Source organism: Nocardia sp. NBC_00565 (genome assembly GCF_036345915.1).
Taxonomy (GTDB): Bacteria; Actinomycetota; Actinomycetes; order Mycobacteriales; family Mycobacteriaceae; genus Nocardia.
The window spans coordinates 1,215,414-1,237,900 of sequence record NZ_CP107785.1; the positions used below are offsets into that span (position 1 = coordinate 1,215,414).

Sequence of the window (22,487 nt, forward strand, 5' to 3'; positions counted from 1 at the left end):
ACAAGCAGTTAGGTGGTTGGATCGCCCATGGGTCCGAATACGTCCGACGAAGGATTCCATCCCGATTTGCGCAGGCACGCACGTTTCCTGCCGCAGCAGCTTGTGTCGGCCAGGACCGTGCCGATACTCCGGGCCCTGCAGGGGTTGCCGGGTCTTCGGCGTCCCCGCGGAGTAGAGGTGGTGTCGCTCGGGTCCGGGGTACGTGTGCGGGTGCATCGACCTTCGGTTGCGGCGACTCGCACACCCGCACTGCTGTGGATTCACGGTGGGGGATATGTGATGGGTTGCGCGCAACAGGACGACCGGTTGTGCAGGCGGTTCGCGCACAAGCTCGGGATCGTCGTGGCGGCGGTCGACTATCGGCTCGCGCCCGAGCATCCTTACCCCGAGCCGTTGGAGGATTGTTACAGCGCGCTGAGGTGGCTGGCCGATCAGCCCGGGGTCGATTCCACGCGGGTGGCGATTGGTGGCGGTAGCGCAGGTGGCGGGTTGGCGGCGGCATTGGCGCTGTTGGTCCGTGACCGGGGGCCGATCACCCCGATACTGCAACTGCTGACGTATCCGATGCTTGACGACCGCACAGTGGCCGCCGCCGAAGTTGCCGACTACTACCGGCTGTGGAATGTGCGCAGCAATCTGTGGGGCTGGGCGTCCTACCTCGGTAACGCAGACCCCGAGGTCGCGGTTCCCGCGCGATGTGCCGATCTGACCGGTACCGCTCCCGCCTGGATCGGCGTCGGCAGTTACGACCTGTTTCATGGCGAGGACCTAGCCTATGCCGAACGACTACGCAGTGCCGGCGTCGGATGCACGGTTCAGGTTGTCGACGGCGCCTTCCACGCCTTCGACCTGATCGCGCCTTCGGCACCGGTCTCCCGGTCCTTCTTCGCAAGCCAATGTGACAGTCTGCGAACAGCATTCGCCATACCCGATATCTAATCCACTGACTCTGGTTGTGGGCTCGGGTACCGACGGCTTCGGCACCGGATTTCACCTCACGGACGGCAGCTCAGCGCGGGCGGGATTCCTCGAGGTAGGCGGCGATCTCTGTCAGTCCTCGCCGCGCTTTGTCGAGGTCGGCGTAGGTGCCGAGCTGGCGTTCGGAGGCGATGCCGCGCATGGCGCCTGGAATCAGCTGGGCGATTTCTGTCACGCGGTCGGGGTCGACGCCGATGTCCGCGAATGCGTGTTGACAGGTCTCGAGCCAGCCTTGTCCCCAGGAGGAGAGTTCGGCGGCGGTGCGTGGGTAGAGCTGTTCGAGTTCGGCGTGATCGCGTGGCAGGGCCGCGCGGAGGTTCTCGATGGCTCGGGAGTCGGCGGAAGTGAGACCTTCGTAGAGGGTGTCGATGATTGCGGCGACACGACTTCGGCAAACACATCACCGCTTCTCCGCGAGTAGTGCCGCGGACTGTGGCTGTCGACAAGATCAAGGCTGCGGTGGACGCGAAGACCTCCGACGACTTCATGGTGATCGGCAGAACCGACGCGGGGGGCTCACTCGGTCAGGAAGAGGCGCTGGCTCGCGCCGTCGCATTCCAGGACGCCGGCGCGGACGCGGTGCTCGTGGCCGCGATCCTGGACGGCGACGGATGGAGCTTCCTGCGCACAGAAGTCCATGTCCCCGTTTTCGCGCTCGACGAGCCCGGACAGCCCGCCCAGGCCCTCGGCGACAAGGGCGCAGACGCGGTTATCTACTACGCGGCCACCCACTTCGCCGCCGAACACGCCATCCGCAACGTGCTGAGCGGGCTCGCTCAGACCGGTTCGACCACGAACTGGGCAGACACGTTGCCATCAATGGCCGAGTTCGATGCCTTCCTGGACATCGAGAAAGCCCGCGATGACGCACGACGGTGGGGTCTTCTCTGAGTCCGGTGAACTGCTTGGCCCGCCACTGGTACGAGGGCCTTCGCGGCGGCGGCAACGGCGTGGTGGGTGCGCGAACACCGAGCAGGCGCCCGATCCGGTCACGGCTGATCGCATGTGGTCCCTACCACGCGGCACTGGCGTTGGGAAAGTCCGGGGTCCCGAAGTTGGCGATCAATGCCCTGTCCACGCAGACCGATCGGGACGAGCAGACCGGGTTGGCGAACCTGATCAAGGGGTTGGCGGGGATGTTCCGCAACCCGGTTGCCCATGATCCACGGTTGAGTCGGACGGTCACCGACGATGAACTGCTCAAGGTGATGACGACCCTGTCGATGGTGCATCGGCGGCTGGATGCGGCACGCGTGCTGCCCTGAGGGTTCTGCATCGCGTGCTTATCGGCACTGCGTGAACGCAGAACTGTTGCAGTTGATTTCGTGATGAACCGGAGGGGCGGGGACTAGGTGTCGTCTCGATCCTGATCACGATGGCTGGCGCCGTTCTCGGGCGGCGCCCGGTGCCGTTGTGCGCGCGAGTACGTCACCCGCAACTAGGACCTCACCCTGGACCCGCGGGACTCCTCGCAGGATATGTCGCTGGGGCGGCCCGATGAAGCGGACACCGACGCCCATCCCGACGGGCTTCCGGACTTCGGCCAGATGGTTCAGCCCTTGACGCTCGAGCAATACGCTTGACCTGTAGGTCAAGACCGCGCAGCGCGATGAGTAGTACCGGACGCTACCGCGGGCGAATACCGAGTAGACCGAGCGCGAAGGCGGCGTATTCGGTGGCGATCTGTTCGGGGGTGGCGGGTCCGTCGAGCCGGAACCATTGGGGCAGTGCGGTGCACATGGTCGCGATCGCACGTCCGGCGACGTGAGCGTGGTCTGTCGGCAGACCTTCCTCGGCGATCGTGGCGTCGATGTCTTCGTCGAGGAAGTGTTGAATCTCGTTGCGGGATGCGGTGATTCGGGCGCGGTTGGCGGGGGTGAGGCTGCGCATCTCGCTGGCGCCGATGAAGGCGAGTTCGCGGCGATGGGTATGGAACAGGGCGAGGGCTTCGACGACGCGGGTCACGCGATCGCGGCCGGTTGTGGTTTCGCCTCGCGCGGCACGTACCCGCCAGTTCAGGTCGGACATGGTCATATCCAGTGCGCGGACGAGCAGGTCCTGTTTGTCGCGGTAGTGGTGATAGACGCCGGGCACGCTCATCCCGGCACGGTGGGCGATGGAACGCATGGTGGCGCCGTGATATCCGGTCTCGACAAAGGAGTCGATGGCGGCGGCGAGCACGGGATCGATGTCCAGTGGCGGGAACTCGCGCCAGGCGTGCGGAGCATCGTCGCCGGGATCGGTGCCGACATTGCGCCGGACGCGCGGCCGGGGACTGCGCACTGTGCTCGTGGGCTGTTCACCGATCAGCCAAGCCATCGTTGTGCCGAGTTCGGAGGCCAGGACACGCAGTCGTGAGACGGAGACGCCGGTCTTCCCGTTCTCGATCGCGCTGAGCGTGGCAGGACTGACACCGATTCGCTGCGCCGTTTCGCGCAGAGAGAATCCGAGCGTCGTCCTGGCCTCCCGCACCCGCGCGCCCGCAGCTTGCTGACCGCGATCAGTGTTCTCCATGGTGTTCAGAATAGCTGAACACTGACAACTTACGATAAACCGGGAATTGACAGCGATTATCGAGGCATGCCAGTCTGCTTGGCAGGTAATTGTCGAGCGATCGTTCGGCGACGAGATCGAGGAGTGGATCCAGTGGCGATCGAGTTGTCCTATCCGTCCGAGGTGCAAACTCTGGCCGAGCGCACCCGAACCTTCATCCGCGAGCGGGTCTTGCCACTCGAGGACGCCCACGACGGTGACATCACCGCGGCGGGCGGCGATGCGCTGCGGGTCGAACTGCAACAGGCGGCACGCGATGCCGGGTTGTTCGCACCACATGCGCCGGTCGAGTTCGGCGGGCACGGTCTGGGGATGTCGGATCGGGCCCCTGTCTTCGAGGAGGCGGGATACTCCCTGTTCGGCCCGACGGCCCTGAATATCGCCGCACCGGATGAGGGCAACGTGCACATGCTCGCCCACATCGCGAACCCGGAGCAGAAACAGCAGTACCTCGCGCCGCTCGCGCATGGTGAGGTGCGTTCGGCGTTCGCGATGTCCGAACCGGCGCCCGGGGCGGGGTCGGATCCGTCCGCGCTGTCCACCCGTGCGGTGCGCGCCGACGGGGGTTGGCGGATCAACGGCTGCAAGTGGTTCATCACCGGCGCCGACGGTGCGGGCTTTTTCATCATCATGGCCCGCACCTCCGGTGAACCCGGCCAACGTGGCGGTGCGACGATGTTCCTGGCTCCGTCCGACAGTCCGGGGATTCGGGTGGGACGGCATCTGGACACCCTGGATCGTTCGATGATCGGCGGTCATTGCGAGGTGTTCTTCGAGGATCTGCTGATTCCGGATTCGGCGGTGCTGGGTGCGGTCGACCGTGGTTTCGAATATGCGCAGGTGCGTCTCGGGCCGGCCCGCATGACGCATGTGATGCGGTGGCTCGGCGCCGCGCGGCGCGGGCACGATGTGGCCGTGGCGCATGTGGCGCAGCGGGAGGGTTACGGCGGGACGCTCGGAGACCTCGGCATGATCCAGAAGATGGTGGCCGACAACGAGATCGACATCGCCGCCACCCGAGCACTGTTGACTCGTGCCTGCTGGGAACTCGATCGCGGCGAACCCGCCGCGAACGCCACCTCGATCGCGAAAACCTTTGCCGCCGAGGCGATCTTCCGGATCATCGACCGCAGTATGCAGATGTGTGGGGGCCTCGGAGTCTCCGGTGACCTGCCGTTGGCGCGGCTGTCACGCGAAGTGCGTCCGTTCCGCATCTATGACGGGCCCTCCGAGGTGCACCGGTGGGCAATCGCCAAACGCGCGGTCGGTGCCGCCAAGCGTTCCCTCCGGGACAGCCGATGAACCTGCCGGGCATGAATGCCGCTGCGCTGGAACGGTTCCTGCGGGAGCGGGGCGTCGATGTTCGCGGCGAATTGCGGGTGGAGTTGATCAGTGGCGGCCGATCGAATCTGACCTTCGTCGCCTATGACGATGTTTCGAAGTGGGTGGTGCGGCGCCCGCCCGTCGCCGGGCTCACGCCCTCGGCGCACGATATGGCGCGCGAGTTCACAGTCACCGACGCGCTGCAGGAATCCGCTGTGCCGGTTGCGAAGACGGTCGCGTTCGATGCCGACGGGTCCGCACTCGGCGCTCCGATGACCGTTGTCGAATTCGTCGACGGGACCGTGATTCGCGATCAGGACGACCTTGCCGCGTTCACCGACGAACAAGTTCGCGCAAGCACCCGGGAACTGGTCCGCGTCCTCGCACAGTTGCATGCGGTGGACCCGCGAGCGGTCGGTTTGGGGGAGTTCGGGCGTCCGGAAGGATTCCTCGTGCGGCAGGTGAATCTGTGGGCGTCGCAATGGGATCGGGTGAAAACCCGCGAGCTTCCCGATGTGGCGGCCCTGCACGCGGCGCTGTCGGAGGCGGTGCCGCAACAGTCGGCGGCCTCGATTGTGCACGGTGACTTCCGCATCGACAACACCATCCTGGATGCGACCGACCCGAGCCGGGTACGAGCCGTTGTCGACTGGGAACTGTCGACCCTCGGTGATCCGCTGACCGATGTCGCGTTGATGTGCGTGTACCGGGCGCCGATATTCGATCTGGTGCTGGGCACGCATGCCGCATGGACCAGCTCCCGGATGCCCACGCCCGACGCACTCGCGCAGACATACGCCACCGTGTCGGGGCGCGACCTCGGGAACTGGGGCTTCTATCTGGCACTGGCCAATTTCAAACTCGGCGTCATCGGCGAAGGCATCACCCACCGAGCACTGCAGGGCTCCGATGCCGGATCGGCGGCCGAGCGCGCGGCCGAGGCGACACCGGAATTCATCGCGGCGGGACTACGCGCGCTGAAACAAGACCGGACCTGACCGGCAACGACGCCGGAACCGCAGCGTCATCCGCGCAGACGGCGGATTCCTTCCATGACCGATTGACGACGTCGGCACTTTGCGACGAAACCCCGGAAGTGCATCCGAATAATATCGTTGAGACGACGCTGCCTTGTCAATGGAGCGCTGCGCGAAGAGCCTTGTCCACCTCGAGGTCCTCGATGGTGGCGTTCGCTCGCCGGAGCCCCACTGCGACATTCGCCGGAGTTTGGAGCCCAGGTCATACTACGCAGATGGCAGCGGACCGCTCGCGGCACTCGGCAACCGGTCGAGGTCAGTACAGCAGATCGACGACCTGTGTTGTGTCGTCGACGTTCAGCACGTACTCCCGCGCCGCCCGCATATGCCTGATCCAGAACTTCTCAGCGCCCTCGCCATCCTTGGCCTGGATGAGGGTGACCAATTTCTGGTAGGCGCGCACGGCGCGCTCATCGTGTGCGGTCAGTTCGGCAAGCTGCTGCGAACTCTCCCGCACCGTCTTGGCCATATGACGGGTGAGGATCTCGGTAAGCATCCCGACTACCGTTGCCAAGGTCCTGTTGCCGGCGAGTTCGACCAGGCGCAAATGGAATTGCACCGACGCGGAGACGAACTGCTCGGGTGTGTCGACCAGCTCCGCCAGGCGTTCCACCTCGGCCGCGAGTGTCTTGCGGGCGGCGGCGCTGCCGCGTTCGGCGAGGGTGCGTGCCGCCGCGGGCTCGATGACCATCCGGGCTTCGTAGATGTCCTGAATGCTGGTGTGCGACAACGTCAACAGCAACCCGAACTGTGAGGCGGCGGCTTCGGGACCGGGAATCGTCACCCGTGCGCCACCCGGCGGGCCGCGCCGGATGGTGATCAACGAGTCGGCCTCCAATAGGCGGAACGCCTCGCGCAAGGTCGGTCGCGAGACGCCGAAAGTCTCCATGAGCTCGGGTTCGGTTGGCAGCCATTCGCCATCACCGACTTCGCCTCGCGCGATCATCTGCCGTACGCGGTCGGCGATCATCTCGGGTACCTTCTTGGGGCGCACCCGATTTCGCTCCGAGCCGGCGGCCATTCTGTTCGCCGCCGTCACGCGTACCTCCATGCCGTCCCGCACATCGCAACCATGTCCGGAGTCTACCGAATACAGCTCATCTAGCTGCGGATCAGACCGCGTCGGTGGTGCTGGATGCGGCAGCCGCGATGGTTGCCAGTAGAAGTTCCACGATCGGTGCCACATCCTCATCGATGTGCTCGACCGCCGCCGCGCGCTCGTCCGTGGTGAGTGTGAGGATGTGCATCAGCACCGCGCCGTAGAGAGCCTCCGTGATCGTCCGGATCGGCGCGTCCGAGGTGAGTTCGCCGCGCTCGATCGCGCGCTGGAACAGGGTAGAGGCGGCCTCGCGGTGCATTGCGATCAGATGCGCGTGCACCCTGTCCAGATCGGTGTGTTCGGCGGCCTCGTCCATGGTGATGCGTAACGATGCCCACCCGGCGGGATCCAAGAAGTACCGCATCAGGCTGGTGGCCAGCGCCATGATGTCTTCGCGCAACGAGCCGTTATCGGTGAGGGTGAGCGGCTCAGAGTGCTGCACGATCGCGTAGCGGATCAAAACTTCCTTCGATGGCCAGCGAAGGTACAGAGTCGATTTGCCGACACCGGCCCGGCGCGCGACCGCGTCCATGGTGAAACCGCTCCATCCGGTACGGCCGTACTCCTGCAATGCGGCCAGGACAACTCGTTCTTCCATCTCGGGATCCCTGGGCCGGCCCGGCCCCGACCGCGACGTCTTCGTCACGTGACGCGCCTCCTCTCGTATGGTTCGGCATTGGATCTAGTTTGTTTAGACAATCTATTGCGGACAACAATCGTCGGTATTACCCTGATCACACTACGCGCATTCGCGTACATCGCTCGTGAAGGAGGAAGTGTGCGGATCAACGTCGATCCCCAGCGCTGTCAGGGCCACGCATTGTGTGCCGCCACGGCGCCCGAGCTGTTCGATCTGGATGAACACGGATACGCGCGGGTCGCGGACGAGTTCGTGTCGGGCGAGCACGCGGCAGCCGCACAGGCGGCAGCCGCGACTTGCCCGGAGCAAGCCGTCGAGATCATCCGCTGACGCGCTCCGGCGTCGTCTGATCGCAACCCGTGGAGGTTCCATGACCAATGTGTCCTTTGATCATCACTCGCCCGAATACGCTAGGAATTGGCGCCGCATAAACGCCGATCTGCGCGACCGATGCCCGGTCGCCCATACCGATGCGCACGACGGCTACTGGGTCGTCAGCCGGTACGCCGACGTCGCGGAGGTCGTTCGTGACGACGCGACATTTTCGTCCTATTTCGAGCTACCCGATGGCTCCCATCACGCGACCACCATCCCGGTGAGTCCGATGCGGCAAGTTCCGATCGAAATGGACCCGCCGGAATTCTTCGATTACCGCAAGCTCCTCACCAGCCGCTTCTCACCCGCCGAGGCCAAAAAGTGGGAGCCGTTCGTGCGGGAGGCCACCGCATACTGCATCGACTCGATCATCGAATCGGGTCGGGGTGACTTGATTCTCGACGTCGCCTCGCCGGTACCGGCCATCTTCACCATGGCGCTGCTCGGTCTGCCGCTCGATGGCTGGCAGGTCTTCTCGGAGGTGACACACTCGCTCATCCATTCGGCGCCTGAGACGCCCGAGTACGTCACCGCCATGGGAAATCTCCTGACGATCCTCGGGCAGGTCAACGAAGTCATCGCCCGCCGCCGCGTGGAACCGACCGACGATCTGATCTCCCATCTGGTGCAGGCACAGATCAACGGCCGAACGCTTGCGGACGACCGGCTGATGGAGATCATCACCCTGGTGATCTTCGGCGGTGTCGACACGACGGGAAGTCTGATCGGCAACGCGCTGGAATGGCTGTACCGGAACCCGGAACAGCGTGAACTGCTGCGTACGGACTCCGATCTGCTCCCAAAAGCGATCGAGGAGTTCCTGCGGTACTTCTCGCCGGTCGCAGGTCTGGCGCGCACGGCGACTCGATCGTGCGCCATCAGCGATCAAAAGGTCGACGCGGGGGAGCGGGTGTTCCTGTCCTGGTCCTCGGCGAACTTCGATCCCGAGGCATTCGACGACCCGGACGAAGTGATCCTCGACCGTTTCCCCAATAAACATCAGGCGTTCGGTTTGGGAATCCATCGCTGTCTCGGATCCCACTTCGCGCGGTCGGAAGCCCGGATCGTGATCGAAGAGGTGCTGCGACGGATGCCGGATTACGTCGTGGGCGACGCGCAGCCCTATCCCTCGATCGGCGTGGTCAATGGCTTCATCAGCCTGCCGGTCACGTTCAGGCCCGGTTCTCCCGCCGGTTCCACCCTCCGCCTGTCGCTAGTCGACGAGCCCGGATAGACAGCGAGGAAGCTACGGGCAAGTTCGATATGTCGCTCCGCAAGGTACGAGATGACGAACGTCTCGTCTTCCGCAGCGCACGCAACCGTCGGTGGTCCTCGATTTCCTTGGGCACCACGCGAATCGAACTGTCTGGCCGACTCATCGCGCAGCTTGCGGTGGGTTGAGCCGGCGGCTGTGACGAACGTCGACCGTAGCGTTCGATGCAGACAGCCAAGCAATCAAAGCAATAGCAGTCATGCATCATCGATCACTCGTCTAACCGTCACCGGCAGTTCGCCGAAACATGGTCCGTCGTGACGGAGTTATGGCGCACGAAGTAACTGAATATAAATAATCAATATTCGGTTAATTTCAAATTTGTCCTCGAAAGATGTTGTCCGACATCGATTTAGCGCGCTGTCGTGTCAGCGGCGAGACTTTGGGCTACCGTCTCGTGGACGAACGTGAATATCTACTTAGTGAACTAGGTATTGCTTGTCGAGCAAGCTGCCAGTAATGTCTGCCGGCATCGGAATTTATGTGTGGTGTCACATTCGATCCACATGACGACCGCCTCGGCCACGACCTCTCGCGAAGGAATGAACCGTGATCCTGCCGTACGCTGCAACTCCCATCCGCGCGCTGGGTGGGTTCTTCGCGATGGCGCTGGATACATTCGTGGCCATCGCCAAAAGGCCTTTCGCGGCAGGTGAGTTCGTTCGTCAGTGCTGGTTCATCGCGCGCGTATCGATCATGCCGGCGTTAATGCTGTCGATCCCGTTCACGGTGCTGACGGTATTCATCATCAATATCCTGCTCGTCGAACTCGGCGCTGCCGATATGTCCGGTGCCGGAGCGGGATTGGGCGCGGTCTCTCAGATCGGGCCGATGGTGACCGTGCTCGTCGTCGCCGGAGCGGGAGCCACGGCGGTGTGTGCCGATCTGGGTGCGCGGACCATCCGCGAAGAGATCGATGCGATGAAGACGATGGGCATCGATCCGATCCAGCGACTGGTACTGCCCCGCGTCCTCGCGGCCATGTTGGTCGCGCTGTTGCTCAACAGCATGGTCGCAGTGGTCGGACTCATGGGGGCGTTCACCTTCTCGGTATTCGTCCAGCACGTGACGCCGGGAGCGTTCGTCTCCGGATTGACCCTGGTGACCGGAATCGACGAAGTCGTCATCTCGATCGTCAAGGCCACACTGTTCGGGCTCTGCGCGGGCCTGATCGCTTGCTACAAGGGCTTGACCGTCAAGGGGGGAGCCAAGGGCGTCGGCGACGCCGTCAACGAGACCGTGGTCTTCACTTTCATGGCGTTGTTCGTCGTGAACGTGATCGTTACCGCGGTCGGTGTGAAAGCCACGATGTGAGGGTGTGATGGTCGAAGTTATCGCAGCGCGGTATCCGCGCCCGGCGAGGTTCCTGCGAGCACGGATACGTACCTGGAATCGGTTCGGTGAGCAGACCGCATTCTATGGGCGCGCCGTGGGGTCCACCTGGCCGGCGGTGCGGTCCTACGGCAAGGAAATCATCCGGTTGATCGCCGAGATGAGCCTGGGCACAGGCGCTCTCGCGATCATCGGCGGCACGGTCGTCATCGTCGGCTTCCTGACGCTGTCGGCGGGAGCGCTGATCGCCGTGCAGGGCTACAACTCGCTCGCCAATATCGGAGTCGAGGCCCTGACCGGATTCCTGTCGGCATTTCTGAATGTGCGGATCGTCTCGCCGGTGGTCGCGGGGATCGGCCTGGCGGCGACCATCGGTGCCGGGGCGACCGCCCAGATCGGGTCGATGCGGATCTCCGAGGAGATCGACGCGTTGGAAGTCATGGGCATTCCGTCGATCACCTATCTCGCTTCAACCCGGGTCGTGGCAGGGATGGTCGTCGTCATGCCGCTGTACGCGGTGGCGGTCATCATGTCGTTCTTTGCCGCGCGACTGGGCACCACCGTTGTCTACGGCCAGTCCGCCGGTGTCTACGACCACTACTTCTGGACTTTCCTACGACCGACGGATCTGCTGTGGTCATTCTTCCAAGCGATAGCGATGGCGTTGATCGTCATGCTCATCCACACCTACTACGGCTACACCGCGCACGGTGGCCCAGCGGGAGTCGGCGAAGCGGTCGGGCGGGCGGTGCGGATGTCGCTGGTCGCCGCCGTGTCAGTCACGCTGATGATTTCGCTGTCCGTATACGGCGATGCCGGCAACTTCAATCTCTCGGGATAGCGGTATGCGAGGCAACTCTCAGCACAGACGTCGGTCGGCGATCGCGACCGCATTCTTCGATCCGGCGCCGCGGGGCGGAGTCCGTCCCGGCTGGTGGTCGGTACTCTCGATCCTGGTGGTCGGCGGCTTGGTGTGGGCCACCGTGTTCTTCTTCACCGGCAGCCAGCACCGCTCTGTCCAGGTCCGATTGCAGTCCGACCGTTCCGGTTTGGTGATGGAACGCGGTGCCAAGGTCAAGCTGCGCGGGGCCGAGGTCGGACAGGTGGGTGCGGTAGACGTCGACGCCGCGGGTCACGCTTCGCTGCAGTTGAAACTCTCCGGCGACGCGGTGCGGCGGATACCGGCCAATATCCGGGCCGAGATCAAACCGACCACCATCTTCGGTGCCAAATATGTCAGCCTGGTCGACCCTGAAAATCCTTCTACGGCAAGGATTTCCGCAGGTGCGGTACTGCGCGCCGAGAACGTGACCACGGAGGTGAATACGGTTTTCGAAGCCGCGGCCCAGGAGTCCGGGAAGCACGAAGTGCACGGCGCGCAGGTGCGGAAATTCGTGACGAAGCACGCCTGCGTGGAACGCCTTCGGCAGCAATTCCGTCAGGCGTTCGGTGGACAGTAGCGATCGCAACCACGGCCAGGTCGGGCCCGACTCGTAGAGGTCGGGTTTCTCGTGGACGGGTTGACCGGTGAACTTTTCGGTCTTCGGGGGAGGTGCGATGGTCTGCTGGTCACCGTTGCCGAACACGACTCGGTGGTGCAGTGCCTCTTGGGGGAGCAGGCCGGGCCAGCTGTGGCGCGCGTGGGGAGAGGCTCGGCTTCTTCAGCGGTGCTCGTCTTCGCGCAAGGCGCGGATGAGGACGGGAACTTCCGCGAGCGCGCGCATCGCGTCGTTGAGGTGGGTGCAGCCCGCGGTCCCGGAGAACTTTTCCAGCACGACGGTGCGGAGCTCGGAAAGCGGTGTGCCGAGCACCTTTCCGACGTTGCGTGAGGCGAGGGGGCACTCGTCGTAGGGCAGTACGCGGGGGTCGGCGTCGATCGTGAGCAGCTCTCCGGTGACCCGATCCGCGGTGGCCGTCAGCCGGTACTCGTGCACCGCGACGCGCCCTCCGGTGGGTACCGTCGAACTGTCCTGGAACATCGAATCCATGGTGATCACGTCCTCGATGTGCACGTCGATGCGGCGCGCGCGGCGCATGGCCACATCCGTGATCTCTTCCAGCGCATGCCAACTCAGTGGATCGCTCGCGCGGGGAAGCGGCTCCACGGGCCGGACCTGGTGGTTCCACTGGGAAGAACCGTCCGGCATCAGGGCGCCGGAACCCCGCTGGAACCCCGTGCAGATCCCGGTCATGTCGCGGACCGGCCTGGCGCGGATCTCCTGCATGAGCAGGTCGCGGTCGATCCAGCGGGAGTAGGCGAACCCGGCGATGAGGGAGGCGCCTGCGATGTCGTCCAGCAGTAGGTACAGCGGTGTCCCCGCGGCGGACTCATCGGCCATCGCCTCGGCGAGCACCGCGCGTGAGTTTCCCCCGCCCCGCGCGCCGATCAGCTTCGTCACGTTCGGGCGAGTGGGGTGCGCCTCGATCTCCTCGATCGTGCGCGTCGCGGAGTTGACGCCCGCCCGCATGGTGTCTTCGCGTAGCACCACCGGATCGCCACCGTCGTTGGGTGTCAACAGATCTCGTGCGCGTCCGACAAGCCGGAGTTGGGTTCCCGGGCCCCCGGGCCACCACATGTCGATGGTCGACGTGCGCCGCACGGATCCGGGTCGGCGCGGGGGAGTGGGCTCGGCTGGTCCTCTGGCAACGAGGCCAACCGGTATCTCGACAACCAAGTCGGTGCCTCCTTCGAATCGTTCACACCGGAGTTCATTCCACAGTGCGGCCGGGCCAACTCAGCGCGCCAGCGTACGAGGTGCACCTAGTAACATACCATCGAGCGCAGTGGAGTCGGGCCCTGCCCTAGCCTGACAGAGCTCCGCGCTCGCACGGGCGCACCGGTGCTGACCCGCGGGACAGTCGACGCCACGATCTGAAGTGCCGCGGTCGTGTCCGTCGGCGCCCGTGTCTGGGGACGCACACGACTCAGGGGGCGACCTGCGCTCTGCCGCCGTGGATTTCGATGCGCTGGCCCGTAATCCGGGCCGCCCTGTCGGAGGCCAGGAACGACACCAGGTCCGCGACGTTCGATCCGTCGCGGGTCGCCGACCGCCGCGCCGCCGTCATCGACCGGGGCCGCGCTCAGAACCAGGTCGGGTGACGGGTTCTCCGGATCGCGGCTACTTCCGCAGTCGCAGCAGGCCCTCCTGCATGGTGCTGGCCACGAGGATGCCGTTGCGGTCGTAGAGATGGCCGCGGGCGAGTCCACGGCCACCGCCGGTCCACAGTCCCTCCTGCTCGTACAGGTGCCACTCGTCGGAGCGGAAGTCCTCGTGTAACCAGACCGAGTGGTCGAGGCTGGCGAGTTGCATACCGGGCTCGTCGATGGTGACGGCGTGCGGGGGGAGCGCGGACGACAGCAGGAACAGGTCCGAGGTGTACGCGAAGCCGGCCGCCTGGACCAGTGGATCCTCGGCGAGCCTCTCGGTGGTCCGGATCCAGGCCCGCTGCCGGGGTGGCCGGGATTCGCCGCGCGAGTTGGCGAGTCGGGGGTACTCCTCCGGGAACCGAAAGTCGACGGCGATGTTCGCGCGCAGTTGGGGCAGCCACTCGGCGCCGTCCAGGTACTCGGGATCGACCGAGTCCTCGAAGGCACGCACCTCTTCGGGTGCGGGCGCGGCAGTTTCGCGGGCCTGGTGTGAGAACCCGCGCTCGGGCCGCTGGAAGGACGCGGTCAGCAGGAAGATGGTTACCCCGCCCTGGGTGGCCCGTATCGATCGGGTGGTGAAACTTCCACCGTCCCTGACTCGTTCGACGTGGTACAGCACCGCCGCCTGGGGGTTGCCGGGGTGGATGAAATGACCGTGCATCGAATGGGCCCGGCGTTCCGGTTCGACGGTTCGGCCGGCGGCGATCAGAGCCTGTCCGACGGCCTGGCCGCCGTAGATGCGCAGGGCCGCGTCGTTGTAGGAATGGCCGATGTATAGGTCGGTGTCGACCTCCTCGAGGTCGAGGATGCGCCCGAGTGGTGGGCGGGGGCCGTGCGGCGGATCGATCACGTCGGCCTCGAGGGTGCTGGACATCTTCGGAGTATATTACTAGGTAATACTTGTCGGCGAATCGGTGGCATTCGAGATGAGAGCCCCGCCATCGAATGATGCCGGGGCCCTTGCCATGTCGGGGAAGCGATGGTCAGCGTGCGATCTGTTCCCGAGGCAGTCCCAGCAGTCGCTCGGCGATCACGTTGCGGTTGATCTCCGAGGTACCGCCCGCAATGGTGTGTGCCCGGCCGAACAGATAGTCACGACCGACCTCGGGGAGCTGCCCGACCACCGCGGCCTCGCCCGCCAGTCGCATACCCGCCTCGGCGGTGTGCTGCAGGTGTTCGGCCGAGAGCAGCTTGGTGACACTGCCCTCGGGCCCCGGAGCGGCCCCCGTGACGGCGCGCGCGACGTGCCGCAGGTTCAGCACTTGCAGGGCCTGTTCCATGGCGAGCAGGCCCGCGACCTCACGTACGGCCGCGCGGTCGCCGCCGATGCGCACCAGATCGATCAGGTCGAACGGAGTCCGGCCATGCGCCATGCCGCCGATGGAGACACGTTCGTTGCCGAGGGTCGCGCGGGCGACGGTCCAGCCGTTGTTCACCTCGCCGACGACGTCGGAGTCCGGAACGAAGACGTCGTCGAAGAACACCTCGTTGAACACCGCATCCCCGGTGATTTCCCGCAGGGGCCGAACCTCGACGCCGGGCGCGTGCAGGTCGATCACAACGGCGGTGATGCCCTTGTGCTTCGGCGCGTCCCGATTGGTCCGAATGGTCGCCAGACCGCGATTGCAGTTCTGCGCGTTCGATGTCCACACCTTCTGCCCGGTCACCTGCCAGCCGCCCTCGACCCGAACGCCCCGGGTGCTCACCGCAGCCGCGTCCGAACCGGCGCCGGGCTCGGAGAACAACTGGCACCAGACCAGTTCACCCAGCAGACTCGCCCGGATCCACCGCTCGATCTGGGCCGGCGTGCCGTGCTGGCTCAGCGTCAGCGTGACCCAGGCGCCGATGCCCAGGTTGGGCAATTCCACGCCCGTGAATTCCTCGTCGATGACCAGCTGTTCGACCGGGTCGGCTTCGCGGCCGAAAGGCTTGCGCCAGTGCGGCATCAAGTATCCGGAGTCGACCAGCATCCGGCGGCGGTCGGACTCGGGCGCGGCGTTCAACTCCGTGACGAACGCGGCCGCCTCGGCGCGGAACTTCTCTGCCTCCGGCGGCAGGTCGACGGCGTACTCGCGGCGCACCCCTTCGGTCGCGCTGACATACACCGCGTCCCGGGCGGCGTCCACCGCGCCGAACAGCGCTCGAATGCTTTGGGCGCGGCGCAGATACAGGTGGCAGTCGTGCTCCCAGGTGAAGCCGATCCCGCCGTGGATCTGCATGCTCTTCTCCGCATTGCGGACGTATTCGTCGTAGGCGATCGCGCCCGCGACGTTCGCGGTCAAGGTGCCCTGGTCGCCGTGCACGCCGGCGCGCGCGGCGTCCCAGGCCGTGGCCACCGCGAGCTCGGAGCCGGCCAGCATGTTCGCGAGGTGATGTTTGACGGCCTGGAACGAGCCGATGGCGCGGCCGAACTGTTCGCGCACCTTCGCATAGCCGAGCGCGTGCTCCAGGGTGGCGCGGGCGCCGCCGGCCGCCTCGGCGGCGCCGAGGACCTGGGCGGTGCGGGCAGCCGCCGCCGCGGCGCCGGGCAGCAATGCCTCAGGGGTGACGCCCCGCAGCGTCACGCCGCGAATGTGCAGCGTGGGGTCGAGCGCGTCGACGGCCTGCGCGTCGACGCCGTCGGCGTCCGACCGAACCAGTGCGACGTTGTCTCCGACTCGCACCGCGAGCAGGGTCGCCGCGCCCGCGCCGACCACGTGGCCGGCGTCGCCGTGCAGTGCTCCTGAGTCGTCGGCGACCAGGGCGCCGTGCAGACCGAGTCCCGCTGTGTGCGAGCCGTCTGCGAAACCGGGCAACAGCGCCCTCTTCGCGGCGTTCGTGCCGGACGCGGCGAGCACGGAAGAGGTGACGACGGTCGTGACGAACGGAACCGGCGCGACCACGGCGCCGAGTTCCTCCGCGACGATCGCCAATTCGGGCAGCCCGTAGCCGTCGCCGCCGAACTCGGTGGGCAGGTGTAGTCCGAGCCAGCCGAGACCGGCCAGCTGCTTCCGCAGCCCGGTGGCGTCGGTTTCCGGATCGTCGAGGAAGCGGCGCGCGAGTTCCTGCGCCTTCTGGTCGGCGAGGAAGGACCGGACCGCTTCGGCGATAGCGAGGTGGTCGTCGGTCAGTGCCAACGGCATGGGGTGTCTCCTAGCTGGGTGCGGATCGGGGTCAGCGGGGTGCGAACCGCTGGCCGGCGTCCAGTCGCAAGCATTGACCGTTCAGCATCTGGTTGTCGACGATGGCGAGCGCGAGTTTCGCGTACTCCTCCGGTCGCCCCATCCGCTTCGGGAAGGCCGCGTCCTCGACCAGGGGGGCGACCTGCTCGTCGGTGAAGGCGGCGGTGGCGCCGGTGGCGAACAGGCTCGGTGCGATGGCCAGCACCCGGATGCCCTGCGGGCCCAGGTCGCGGGCCATCACCAGGGCCATACCCGCGATGCCCGCCTTCGAGGCGGTGTAGGCGACTTGACCGATCTGGCCCTCGAACGCCGCGATGGAGGATGTGTTGACGATGACGCCGCGCTCGGAGTCCTCGGCCTCGTTCTTGCTCATATGGAACGCCTGCAGGCGGTTGAGGTTGAAAGTGGAGATCAGGTTCAGGTCGACGACCTGACGAAAGGTCTCGAGATCGTGCGGACCGCCGCGGCCGAGGGTCTTCTTCACGGTCCCGCCGCCCGCGGTGTTGACAGCGATGTGCAGGCTGCCCAATTCGGCGACCGCGGCCGCGAGGGCCTGTTCGGCACCGTCGAAATCGGTGATGTCGATGGCGTGGAAGATGCCGCCGATCTCGTCTGCGATCGCTTTGCCGTCGCTTGCTTCCCGGTCGAGGATCGCAACCTTTGCGCCAGCCGCGGCGAGGGCCTGTGCGCTGGCCTTACCCATACCGGAGGCGCCGCCGACGACGATCGCGTTCTTTCCGTTGATCTCCATATGTGCTTCCTGTCCGCTTGGGTCCGCCGTCGGGCTGATGAAGGCTGTCCGACGGATGGTTCACGACGCGTGGGCGTGCGTTTTGCTTCGCTCACTTATAGTACTATCTAAACTATGTGACAGGGACCGCGGATCGGTGAAGTATCGAGACACTCTCGTGACGTGGCCCGGTCCGGTAAGAGGTACAGATGGAGGCACCGTGATTCTCAAGGTAGGCCAGTCGCTGGCGAGCACCACCGACGCGACCGCGCTCATCGTCGTGCGCGCACCCGGAGGCGATATCGCTCTCACCTGTGGTGGCGCGGAGATGGTGGTAGGTAAGGCCGGGGTCGGTGACGGCAGCACCATCGACCCCGCGCACCGTTGCGGCTCCCTGCTCGGCAAGCGCTATGTCGATGAGGAGACCGGGCTCGAAGTGCTGTGCACCAAGGCCGGTGACGGCTCCCTGGCGGTGGGGGACCGCCCGCTGGAGGTCAAGCAGGCCAAGCCGCTGCCGTCCTCGGACTGACTAAACGCGAACTATTGGAGCTTTCGAATGAATTTGACGATGCTGCTGGACATGGCGATCGACGGTTTCGGGGACCGTGTGGTGGTCGGTCGTCGCGAGGGCGGCATCACTGCCGCGCGGCTCGGTGAGATGTCCGAGGCGGGCGCGGCCGCGATTCGCGAGTCCGGCGCGGACTCGATGGTCTACCTCGCGGTCAACGGCCCTGCCTTCCCGGTTGCCCTGTTCTCCGCGGCGCGGGCGGGGGTTCCGTTGGTGCCGGTGAACTACCGGCTCGGTGCCGAGCAGCTCCAGTCGTTGCTGGCCAACCACCCGCGCGCGATCGGCATCGCCGACGAAGCGCAGGTGCCGATCTTACGGAAAGCCGGGCTGACCGCTCTCACCCCCGCACAGTGGCTGGCCAGGACTGCCGAGCCGGTCGCCGCCGACGCCTCGCCGGACCTCGACGAGACCGAAGCGCCGGCCGTCGTGATCTACACCAGCGGTACCACCTCAGCGCCCAAAGGCGTCCTGCTCCGGCACGAGAACCTCACCTCGTACGTGTTCGGGTCGGTCGAGTTCGCCTCCGCCGAGCCGGTCGACGCCGCACTCATCAGCGTCCCGCCGTATCACATCGCGGCAGTAGCGAATGCGATCACCAGCCTGTACTCGGGCCGGCGCACCCTGGTGCTCGAACGGTTCACTCCCGCGCAGTGGCTTCAGCTCGCCCGCGAAGAGGAGATCACCAACGCGCTGGTCGTCCCGACGATGCTGGCGCGGATCGTCGAATCCGATGAGGACAAATCACTGCCGTCGCTGCGCAGTCTCGCCTACGGCGGGGCGCCGATGCCTGCCGCCGTCATCGAGAAGGCGCTGCAGATGTGGCCGGAGGTCGGGTTCGTCAACGCCTACGGACTCACCGAGACCAGCTCCACCGTCGCGGTGCTCGGTCCCGAGGATCATCGGGCCGCGCTCGCCAGTGACGAACCGGCCGTTCGCGCCCGGCTGGGGTCGGTCGGCCGGGTGGTTCCCGGCATAGACCTCGAAATCAGGGACGCAAACGACGCGGTGGTGGGTCCAGGTGTCGCGGGCAGCATCTGCGTGCGTGGGGAGCAGGTGTCGGCCGAGTACGCGGGCATCGGACGTGCGGTCGACGACCGCGGCTTCTTCAACACCCGCGACCAGGGGTACGTCGACGAGGCCGGTTACCTGTACATCGGCGGGCGTATCGACGACACGATCATTCGTGGCGCCGAGAACATCGCGCCGGCGGAGATCGAGGACGTCATCCTCCGGCACCCCGCGGTGCTCGACACCGCCGTGGTCGGTGTGCCGGACGAGGTGTGGGGCCAGCGGATCGAGGCCGCCGTCGTGGTGCGCCCCGGAATGGCTCTGGCCCCGGAGGACCTGCGGGCCTACGTGCGCAATGTGCTGCGCGGCAGCAAGACACCCGAGCGGATCGTCTACTGGGACGAGTTGCCGCGCACGGAGACCGGAAAGCTGGTCCGTCGTCACGTGCTGGAACGGATCGTCGCCGACGACGTCGTGGTCTGAACCCGCACCTGTCCGGTGACAGCGATGCCCCTTCCGAGATTCGGAAGGGGCGTTCGTGGTGCACGATCTTGCTCCGTAGCCGCATGGCTACGAGTTCCGCCGTCCTCGGTGCGCGGACCGAGGCCCCCGGCTCGAGCTCCCGGGGTGAATAGGCGTTGCTCACCGAGACGGTCTACCTCGTTAACTTAGATAGAGATCTGAGACGAGAAGGCGCGTCAACCTCTTTCACTTAGTTTACTTTCTATGTAAGGTGAGATCTGCGCCCCTCAGGTACGAGGCTCGGCCGCCGAATCGCAGCGCGGGCCCGCATCAGCTCACGACCACGGAGGTAGTACAGATGACGACGGCGGAAGAAAAGCAGAAGGACGCACCGCAGGTGTACACCTTCCGCGACGAGGATATTCAGCGCGCGCACGACTTGGTCGGCATCTATCACGCGGTGACCCAGCGCGAGCAGTTCACCCGCGCCACGCCCGACGTCATGCGCAATTTCGCGCGCAGCTACGGTGACGACAACCCACTGTTCGTCGACGAGGAGTATGGTCTCGACACCCGCTGGGGCGGCCAGATCGCGCCCCCGATGATCAACATCGCCCTCACCCGGGACCTGCTGGCGGATCCGGTTCCCAAGGATCAGCGCCGCCCGTCGTTCCGCGGCATTCACGTGTTCGTCTCGGGTACCACCACCGACTGGTACCGCCCCGTCCACGACGGAGACACGCTGTACTCGTTCCAGGGTTTCAGCGACGTGGAGCTCAAGGAGTCCGAGTTCGCCGGCCGTTCGCTGATCGTCACCCGTTCGCATGTCCAGATGAACCAGCGCGCCGAGGTCGTGCAGGTGCAGAAGGTCATCACGATCCACACCGAGCGCCACGAGTCGAAGAAGCGCAACAAGTACCAGGCGATCGAGCCGGCCACCTACACGCCCGATGACATCGCGAAGATCGACGAGATCTATGCAGCCGAGCAGCGTCGGGGCGCGAATACCCGGTACTACGAGGACATTTCGGTCGGTGAGAGCCTGGGCGCCATGGCCAAGGGGCCGCTGACCGCCACCGATATGGTTGTCTTCCATTCCGGCGGTTACGGTTTCGCTCCGTACACGCCCTCGACCGGCCGCCTGACCTATCTGAACCGTCAGCGCATCGCGCCGTTCTACATCCCGAACGAGCAGGGGATTCCGGACGTCGCACAGCGCATTCACTGGGACAGCGACTATGCCCGCTCGATCGGTTTGCCCGCCGCCTACGACTACGGCATGATGCGCGACTGCTGGCTCTCGCACTACCTCACCGACTGGATGGGTGACGACGCGTGGCTGGTGAGCATGTCGAGCCAGATGCGCAAGTTCAACTACCAGGGCGACACCCACACCATCACCGGTGAGGTCGTCGGCAAGCGGATCGAGGGCGACCGGTATCTGGTCGACGTCGAGTTCCGCGGCACCAGCCAGCGCGGCGAGGTCACCTGTCCGGCGACGGCCACCATCGCCCTGCCCAGCCGCGAGGGCGGCTTGATCACCCTGCCGACCCCGCCGAAGGAACTCCAGATAGTCGCCGCGCAGATGCTCGCGCGCCACGGTGAGCTGCGGGCCGCGGCCCGCCGTTCCGCCAACTGACCGCTCTGCCAACGGAATCCAGTCTTCCCCGGAACGCTGGATCCTTGGACGAACTCGCTGAGGTGCGCCCACGTATACCTCAGCGAGTTCTTCATGTTTCGGCACGCTCGACGTTGCGTTTCAGAGCCGTGCCCCGGACCGTGCAACGGATTACATGTGCCCAGGATCGGTCGAACTGTGGACCCTAGTCGAGGATGTCGCGCACCTGGACGTTCTCGCGGCCCTCGAGTAGCGACAGTCGGGCGTTGACCATGTGCTTCTGCCAATGCGCGAACGCGCCGTCCGCGTCCCGGGCGCGCAGCAGCTTGATCAGTCGTCGGCAGGACCGGATCTCGAGCTTGTACGAGGACTCGTAGCGCTCCTTGTCCGCGCGGGTCTCGAGCAGTACCGCGCCGGTGTGGCGCTCGGTGATCTCGTGCAACATGCCGGCGATGATGGCCAGCGTCGCGTTACCGGACAACTGCACCATGCGCAGATGGAAGGCGGATGTGCCCGCCGCAAGGTTGTCGGAGGCGAAGGCGGCGGGGATCTCTTCGTCGACGATGCGCTCGAGTTCGTCGAAATTTTCCTCGGTGCCGTCGACAGCGAGGATGCGAGCGGCGTCGGGTTCGATGGCTTCGCGGGCGACGAATACGTCCGCGACCGTGGCGCCGGAGAGTTCGAGCAGCAGCGACGCAGGCCGGGCGACAATCTCGGGCCCTGGGACGCACACGCGGGCGCCGGAGCGGGATCCGCGGCGCACCTCGACGAGGCGTTCGGATTCGAGGACGCGCACGGCCTCACGCAGGGTGGGGCGGCTGACCGAGTAATGCTCCATCAGCTCGGCCTCGTGCGGGAGGTGGTCGCCGTCCTTCAGGTTGCCGTCGATGATCATGCGGCGAAGGTTACGTGCGACCAGCTGGGCTGTTTTGGGCGTCCGGATCGGGCGAGACGCCGCGCTGCGCGAGTCGAAGATCGGTGCGAAGGCCCTGTCAGCCACTTAATTCCTCCCGGTAGATCATCTTCGTCAGCAAAGTAAACCATCTTGTTCCGGCCCCGTGCCGGGTGCGCGCGGGCCGTTGGCTCGCAGGCACGGGCACGAAGATTTCCTTGAATGCTGCTATGTATCGTACTAGGTTTAATAAGTTTCGCAGACCGGCGTGTTGTCGACCTCGCGTGCGA

The 22,487-nt window shown here is 65.6% G+C and carries 22 protein-coding genes and 1 pseudogene; 14 read left to right on the forward strand and 9 right to left on the reverse strand.

What is annotated here, in order from left to right:
- Positions 1-27: 27 nt before the first annotated feature.
- Positions 28-939 (forward strand): alpha/beta hydrolase, encoded by a 912-nt coding sequence (locus OG874_RS05990; protein ID WP_330254116.1) that lies wholly within the window; start codon positions 28-30, stop codon positions 937-939.
- Positions 940-1,009: 70 nt separating this feature from the next.
- Here the strand turns inward: OG874_RS05990 and OG874_RS05995 are convergent.
- Positions 1,010-1,369 (reverse strand): annotated as a pseudogene (locus OG874_RS05995) (TetR/AcrR family transcriptional regulator); the annotation flags it as partial.
- Positions 1,370-1,398: 29 nt separating this feature from the next.
- On the opposite strand from OG874_RS05995, the gene OG874_RS06000 reads away from it, so the two are divergent.
- Both OG874_RS06000 and OG874_RS06005 read left to right on the forward strand, forming a co-directional pair.
- On the forward strand, positions 1,399-1,869 hold the full coding sequence (locus tag OG874_RS06000) for an isocitrate lyase/phosphoenolpyruvate mutase family protein (RefSeq protein WP_330257198.1): 471 nt from the start codon (positions 1,399-1,401) through the stop codon (positions 1,867-1,869).
- Positions 1,870-1,874: 5 nt separating this feature from the next.
- Entirely contained in the window at positions 1,875-2,243 is a 369-nt protein-coding gene (locus tag OG874_RS06005) for a TIGR02391 family protein (RefSeq protein ID WP_330254117.1), read from the forward strand.
- 361 nt (positions 2,244-2,604) lie between these two features.
- On the opposite strand, the gene OG874_RS06010 is transcribed toward OG874_RS06005, so the two are convergent.
- A complete protein-coding gene (locus tag OG874_RS06010; protein ID WP_330254118.1) occupies positions 2,605-3,492 on the reverse strand; it encodes a TetR family transcriptional regulator in 888 nt (295 codons plus the stop codon).
- Between the two features lie 132 nt (positions 3,493-3,624).
- Between OG874_RS06010 and OG874_RS06015 the strand changes: the two genes are divergently transcribed.
- On the forward strand, positions 3,625-4,833 hold the full coding sequence (locus OG874_RS06015; RefSeq protein WP_330254119.1) for an acyl-CoA dehydrogenase family protein: 1,209 nt from the start codon (positions 3,625-3,627) through the stop codon (positions 4,831-4,833).
- Between the two features lie 11 nt (positions 4,834-4,844).
- Positions 4,845-5,852, forward strand: coding sequence for a phosphotransferase family protein (locus OG874_RS06020; RefSeq protein ID WP_330254120.1), 1,008 nt, complete (start codon positions 4,845-4,847; stop codon positions 5,850-5,852).
- Positions 5,853-6,147: 295 nt separating this feature from the next.
- On the opposite strand, the gene OG874_RS06025 is transcribed toward OG874_RS06020, so the two are convergent.
- A complete protein-coding gene (locus tag OG874_RS06025; RefSeq protein WP_330254121.1) occupies positions 6,148-6,930 on the reverse strand; it encodes a FadR/GntR family transcriptional regulator in 783 nt (260 codons plus the stop codon).
- 73 nt (positions 6,931-7,003) lie between these two features.
- Positions 7,004-7,588 carry a TetR/AcrR family transcriptional regulator gene (locus tag OG874_RS06030; RefSeq protein WP_330254122.1) on the reverse strand — a complete coding sequence of 195 codons (585 nt, stop codon included), beginning with the start codon at positions 7,586-7,588 and terminating at the stop codon, positions 7,004-7,006.
- 180 nt (positions 7,589-7,768) lie between these two features.
- Between OG874_RS06030 and OG874_RS06035 the strand changes: the two genes are divergently transcribed.
- The 5 genes from OG874_RS06035 (at position 7,769) to OG874_RS06055 (ending at position 12,070) form a co-directional block, all read left to right on the forward strand.
- Positions 7,769-7,960 (forward strand): ferredoxin, encoded by a 192-nt coding sequence (locus OG874_RS06035; RefSeq protein ID WP_330254123.1) that lies wholly within the window; start codon positions 7,769-7,771, stop codon positions 7,958-7,960.
- A gap of 40 nt (positions 7,961-8,000) precedes the next feature.
- On the forward strand, positions 8,001-9,239 hold the full coding sequence (locus tag OG874_RS06040) for a cytochrome P450 (RefSeq protein WP_330254124.1): 1,239 nt from the start codon (positions 8,001-8,003) through the stop codon (positions 9,237-9,239).
- 642 nt (positions 9,240-9,881) lie between these two features.
- The gene (locus tag OG874_RS06045) at positions 9,882-10,592 is read left to right on the forward strand and encodes an MlaE family ABC transporter permease (protein ID WP_330257199.1); all 711 of its coding nucleotides are present in this window, start codon (positions 9,882-9,884) and stop codon (positions 10,590-10,592) included.
- 7 nt (positions 10,593-10,599) lie between these two features.
- Positions 10,600-11,451 (forward strand): ABC transporter permease, encoded by an 852-nt coding sequence (locus OG874_RS06050; RefSeq protein WP_330257200.1) that lies wholly within the window; start codon positions 10,600-10,602, stop codon positions 11,449-11,451.
- Between the two features lie 4 nt (positions 11,452-11,455).
- Positions 11,456-12,070, forward strand: coding sequence for an MlaD family protein (locus OG874_RS06055; RefSeq protein ID WP_330254125.1), 615 nt, complete (start codon positions 11,456-11,458; stop codon positions 12,068-12,070).
- A gap of 201 nt (positions 12,071-12,271) precedes the next feature.
- On the opposite strand, the gene OG874_RS06060 is transcribed toward OG874_RS06055, so the two are convergent.
- On the reverse strand, positions 12,272-13,126 hold the full coding sequence (locus OG874_RS06060; protein WP_330254126.1) for a DUF2889 domain-containing protein: 855 nt from the start codon (positions 13,124-13,126) through the stop codon (positions 12,272-12,274).
- Between the two features lie 446 nt (positions 13,127-13,572).
- On the opposite strand from OG874_RS06060, the gene OG874_RS06065 reads away from it, so the two are divergent.
- On the forward strand, positions 13,573-13,710 hold the full coding sequence (locus OG874_RS06065; RefSeq protein WP_330254127.1) for a hypothetical protein: 138 nt from the start codon (positions 13,573-13,575) through the stop codon (positions 13,708-13,710).
- A gap of 19 nt (positions 13,711-13,729) precedes the next feature.
- On the opposite strand, the gene OG874_RS06070 is transcribed toward OG874_RS06065, so the two are convergent.
- From OG874_RS06070 to OG874_RS06080, 3 genes are all read right to left on the reverse strand, one after another.
- Positions 13,730-14,632, reverse strand: coding sequence for an acyl-CoA thioesterase (locus tag OG874_RS06070; protein WP_330254128.1), 903 nt, complete (start codon positions 14,630-14,632; stop codon positions 13,730-13,732).
- A gap of 109 nt (positions 14,633-14,741) precedes the next feature.
- Positions 14,742-16,880 carry an acyl-CoA dehydrogenase gene (locus OG874_RS06075; RefSeq protein ID WP_330254129.1) on the reverse strand — a complete coding sequence of 713 codons (2,139 nt, stop codon included), beginning with the start codon at positions 16,878-16,880 and terminating at the stop codon, positions 14,742-14,744.
- 31 nt (positions 16,881-16,911) lie between these two features.
- Positions 16,912-17,670 carry an SDR family NAD(P)-dependent oxidoreductase gene (locus OG874_RS06080; protein ID WP_330254130.1) on the reverse strand — a complete coding sequence of 253 codons (759 nt, stop codon included), beginning with the start codon at positions 17,668-17,670 and terminating at the stop codon, positions 16,912-16,914.
- Positions 17,671-17,869: 199 nt separating this feature from the next.
- Between OG874_RS06080 and OG874_RS06085 the strand changes: the two genes are divergently transcribed.
- From OG874_RS06085 to OG874_RS06095, 3 genes are all read left to right on the forward strand, one after another.
- Complete coding sequence (locus OG874_RS06085; protein WP_330254131.1) at positions 17,870-18,178, forward strand: hypothetical protein; 309 nt, start codon at positions 17,870-17,872, stop codon at positions 18,176-18,178.
- A gap of 27 nt (positions 18,179-18,205) precedes the next feature.
- The gene (locus OG874_RS06090) at positions 18,206-19,708 is read left to right on the forward strand and encodes a class I adenylate-forming enzyme family protein (RefSeq protein WP_330254132.1); all 1,503 of its coding nucleotides are present in this window, start codon (positions 18,206-18,208) and stop codon (positions 19,706-19,708) included.
- 337 nt (positions 19,709-20,045) lie between these two features.
- On the forward strand, positions 20,046-21,326 hold the full coding sequence (locus OG874_RS06095; protein WP_330254133.1) for an FAS1-like dehydratase domain-containing protein: 1,281 nt from the start codon (positions 20,046-20,048) through the stop codon (positions 21,324-21,326).
- A 184-nt stretch (positions 21,327-21,510) separates the two neighbouring features.
- On the opposite strand, the gene OG874_RS06100 is transcribed toward OG874_RS06095, so the two are convergent.
- Positions 21,511-22,305: a FadR/GntR family transcriptional regulator gene (locus OG874_RS06100; RefSeq protein WP_330254134.1), complete on the reverse strand. Its 795-nt coding sequence runs from the start codon at positions 22,303-22,305 to the stop codon at positions 21,511-21,513.
- Positions 22,306-22,487 lie beyond the last annotated feature (182 nt).

Excerpts from the sequence above, each read along its gene's own strand:
- OG874_RS06010 (WP_330254118.1), bottom strand. The coding sequence starts at position 3,492 with ATGGAGAACACTGATCGCGGTCAGCAAGCTGCGGGCGCGCGGGTGCGG.
- OG874_RS06055 (WP_330254125.1), top strand. The coding sequence starts at position 11,456 with ATGCGAGGCAACTCTCAGCACAGACGTCGGTCGGCGATCGCGACCGCA.
- OG874_RS06030 (WP_330254122.1), bottom strand. The coding sequence starts at position 7,588 with ATGGAAGAACGAGTTGTCCTGGCCGCATTGCAGGAGTACGGCCGTACC.
- OG874_RS06050 (WP_330257200.1), top strand. The coding sequence starts at position 10,600 with ATGGTCGAAGTTATCGCAGCGCGGTATCCGCGCCCGGCGAGGTTCCTG.
- OG874_RS05990 (WP_330254116.1), top strand. The coding sequence starts at position 28 with ATGGGTCCGAATACGTCCGACGAAGGATTCCATCCCGATTTGCGCAGG.
- OG874_RS06020 (WP_330254120.1), top strand. The coding sequence starts at position 4,845 with ATGAATGCCGCTGCGCTGGAACGGTTCCTGCGGGAGCGGGGCGTCGAT.
- OG874_RS06090 (WP_330254132.1), top strand. The coding sequence starts at position 18,206 with ATGAATTTGACGATGCTGCTGGACATGGCGATCGACGGTTTCGGGGAC.
- OG874_RS06065 (WP_330254127.1), top strand. The coding sequence starts at position 13,573 with ATGCGCTGGCCCGTAATCCGGGCCGCCCTGTCGGAGGCCAGGAACGAC.
- OG874_RS06080 (WP_330254130.1), bottom strand. The coding sequence starts at position 17,670 with ATGGAGATCAACGGAAAGAACGCGATCGTCGTCGGCGGCGCCTCCGGT.
- OG874_RS06045 (WP_330257199.1), top strand. The coding sequence starts at position 9,882 with ATGGCGCTGGATACATTCGTGGCCATCGCCAAAAGGCCTTTCGCGGCA.
- OG874_RS06095 (WP_330254133.1), top strand. The coding sequence starts at position 20,046 with ATGACGACGGCGGAAGAAAAGCAGAAGGACGCACCGCAGGTGTACACC.
- OG874_RS06075 (WP_330254129.1), bottom strand. The coding sequence starts at position 16,880 with ATGCCGTTGGCACTGACCGACGACCACCTCGCTATCGCCGAAGCGGTC.
- OG874_RS06040 (WP_330254124.1), top strand. The coding sequence starts at position 8,001 with ATGACCAATGTGTCCTTTGATCATCACTCGCCCGAATACGCTAGGAAT.
- OG874_RS06070 (WP_330254128.1), bottom strand. The coding sequence starts at position 14,632 with ATGTCCAGCACCCTCGAGGCCGACGTGATCGATCCGCCGCACGGCCCC.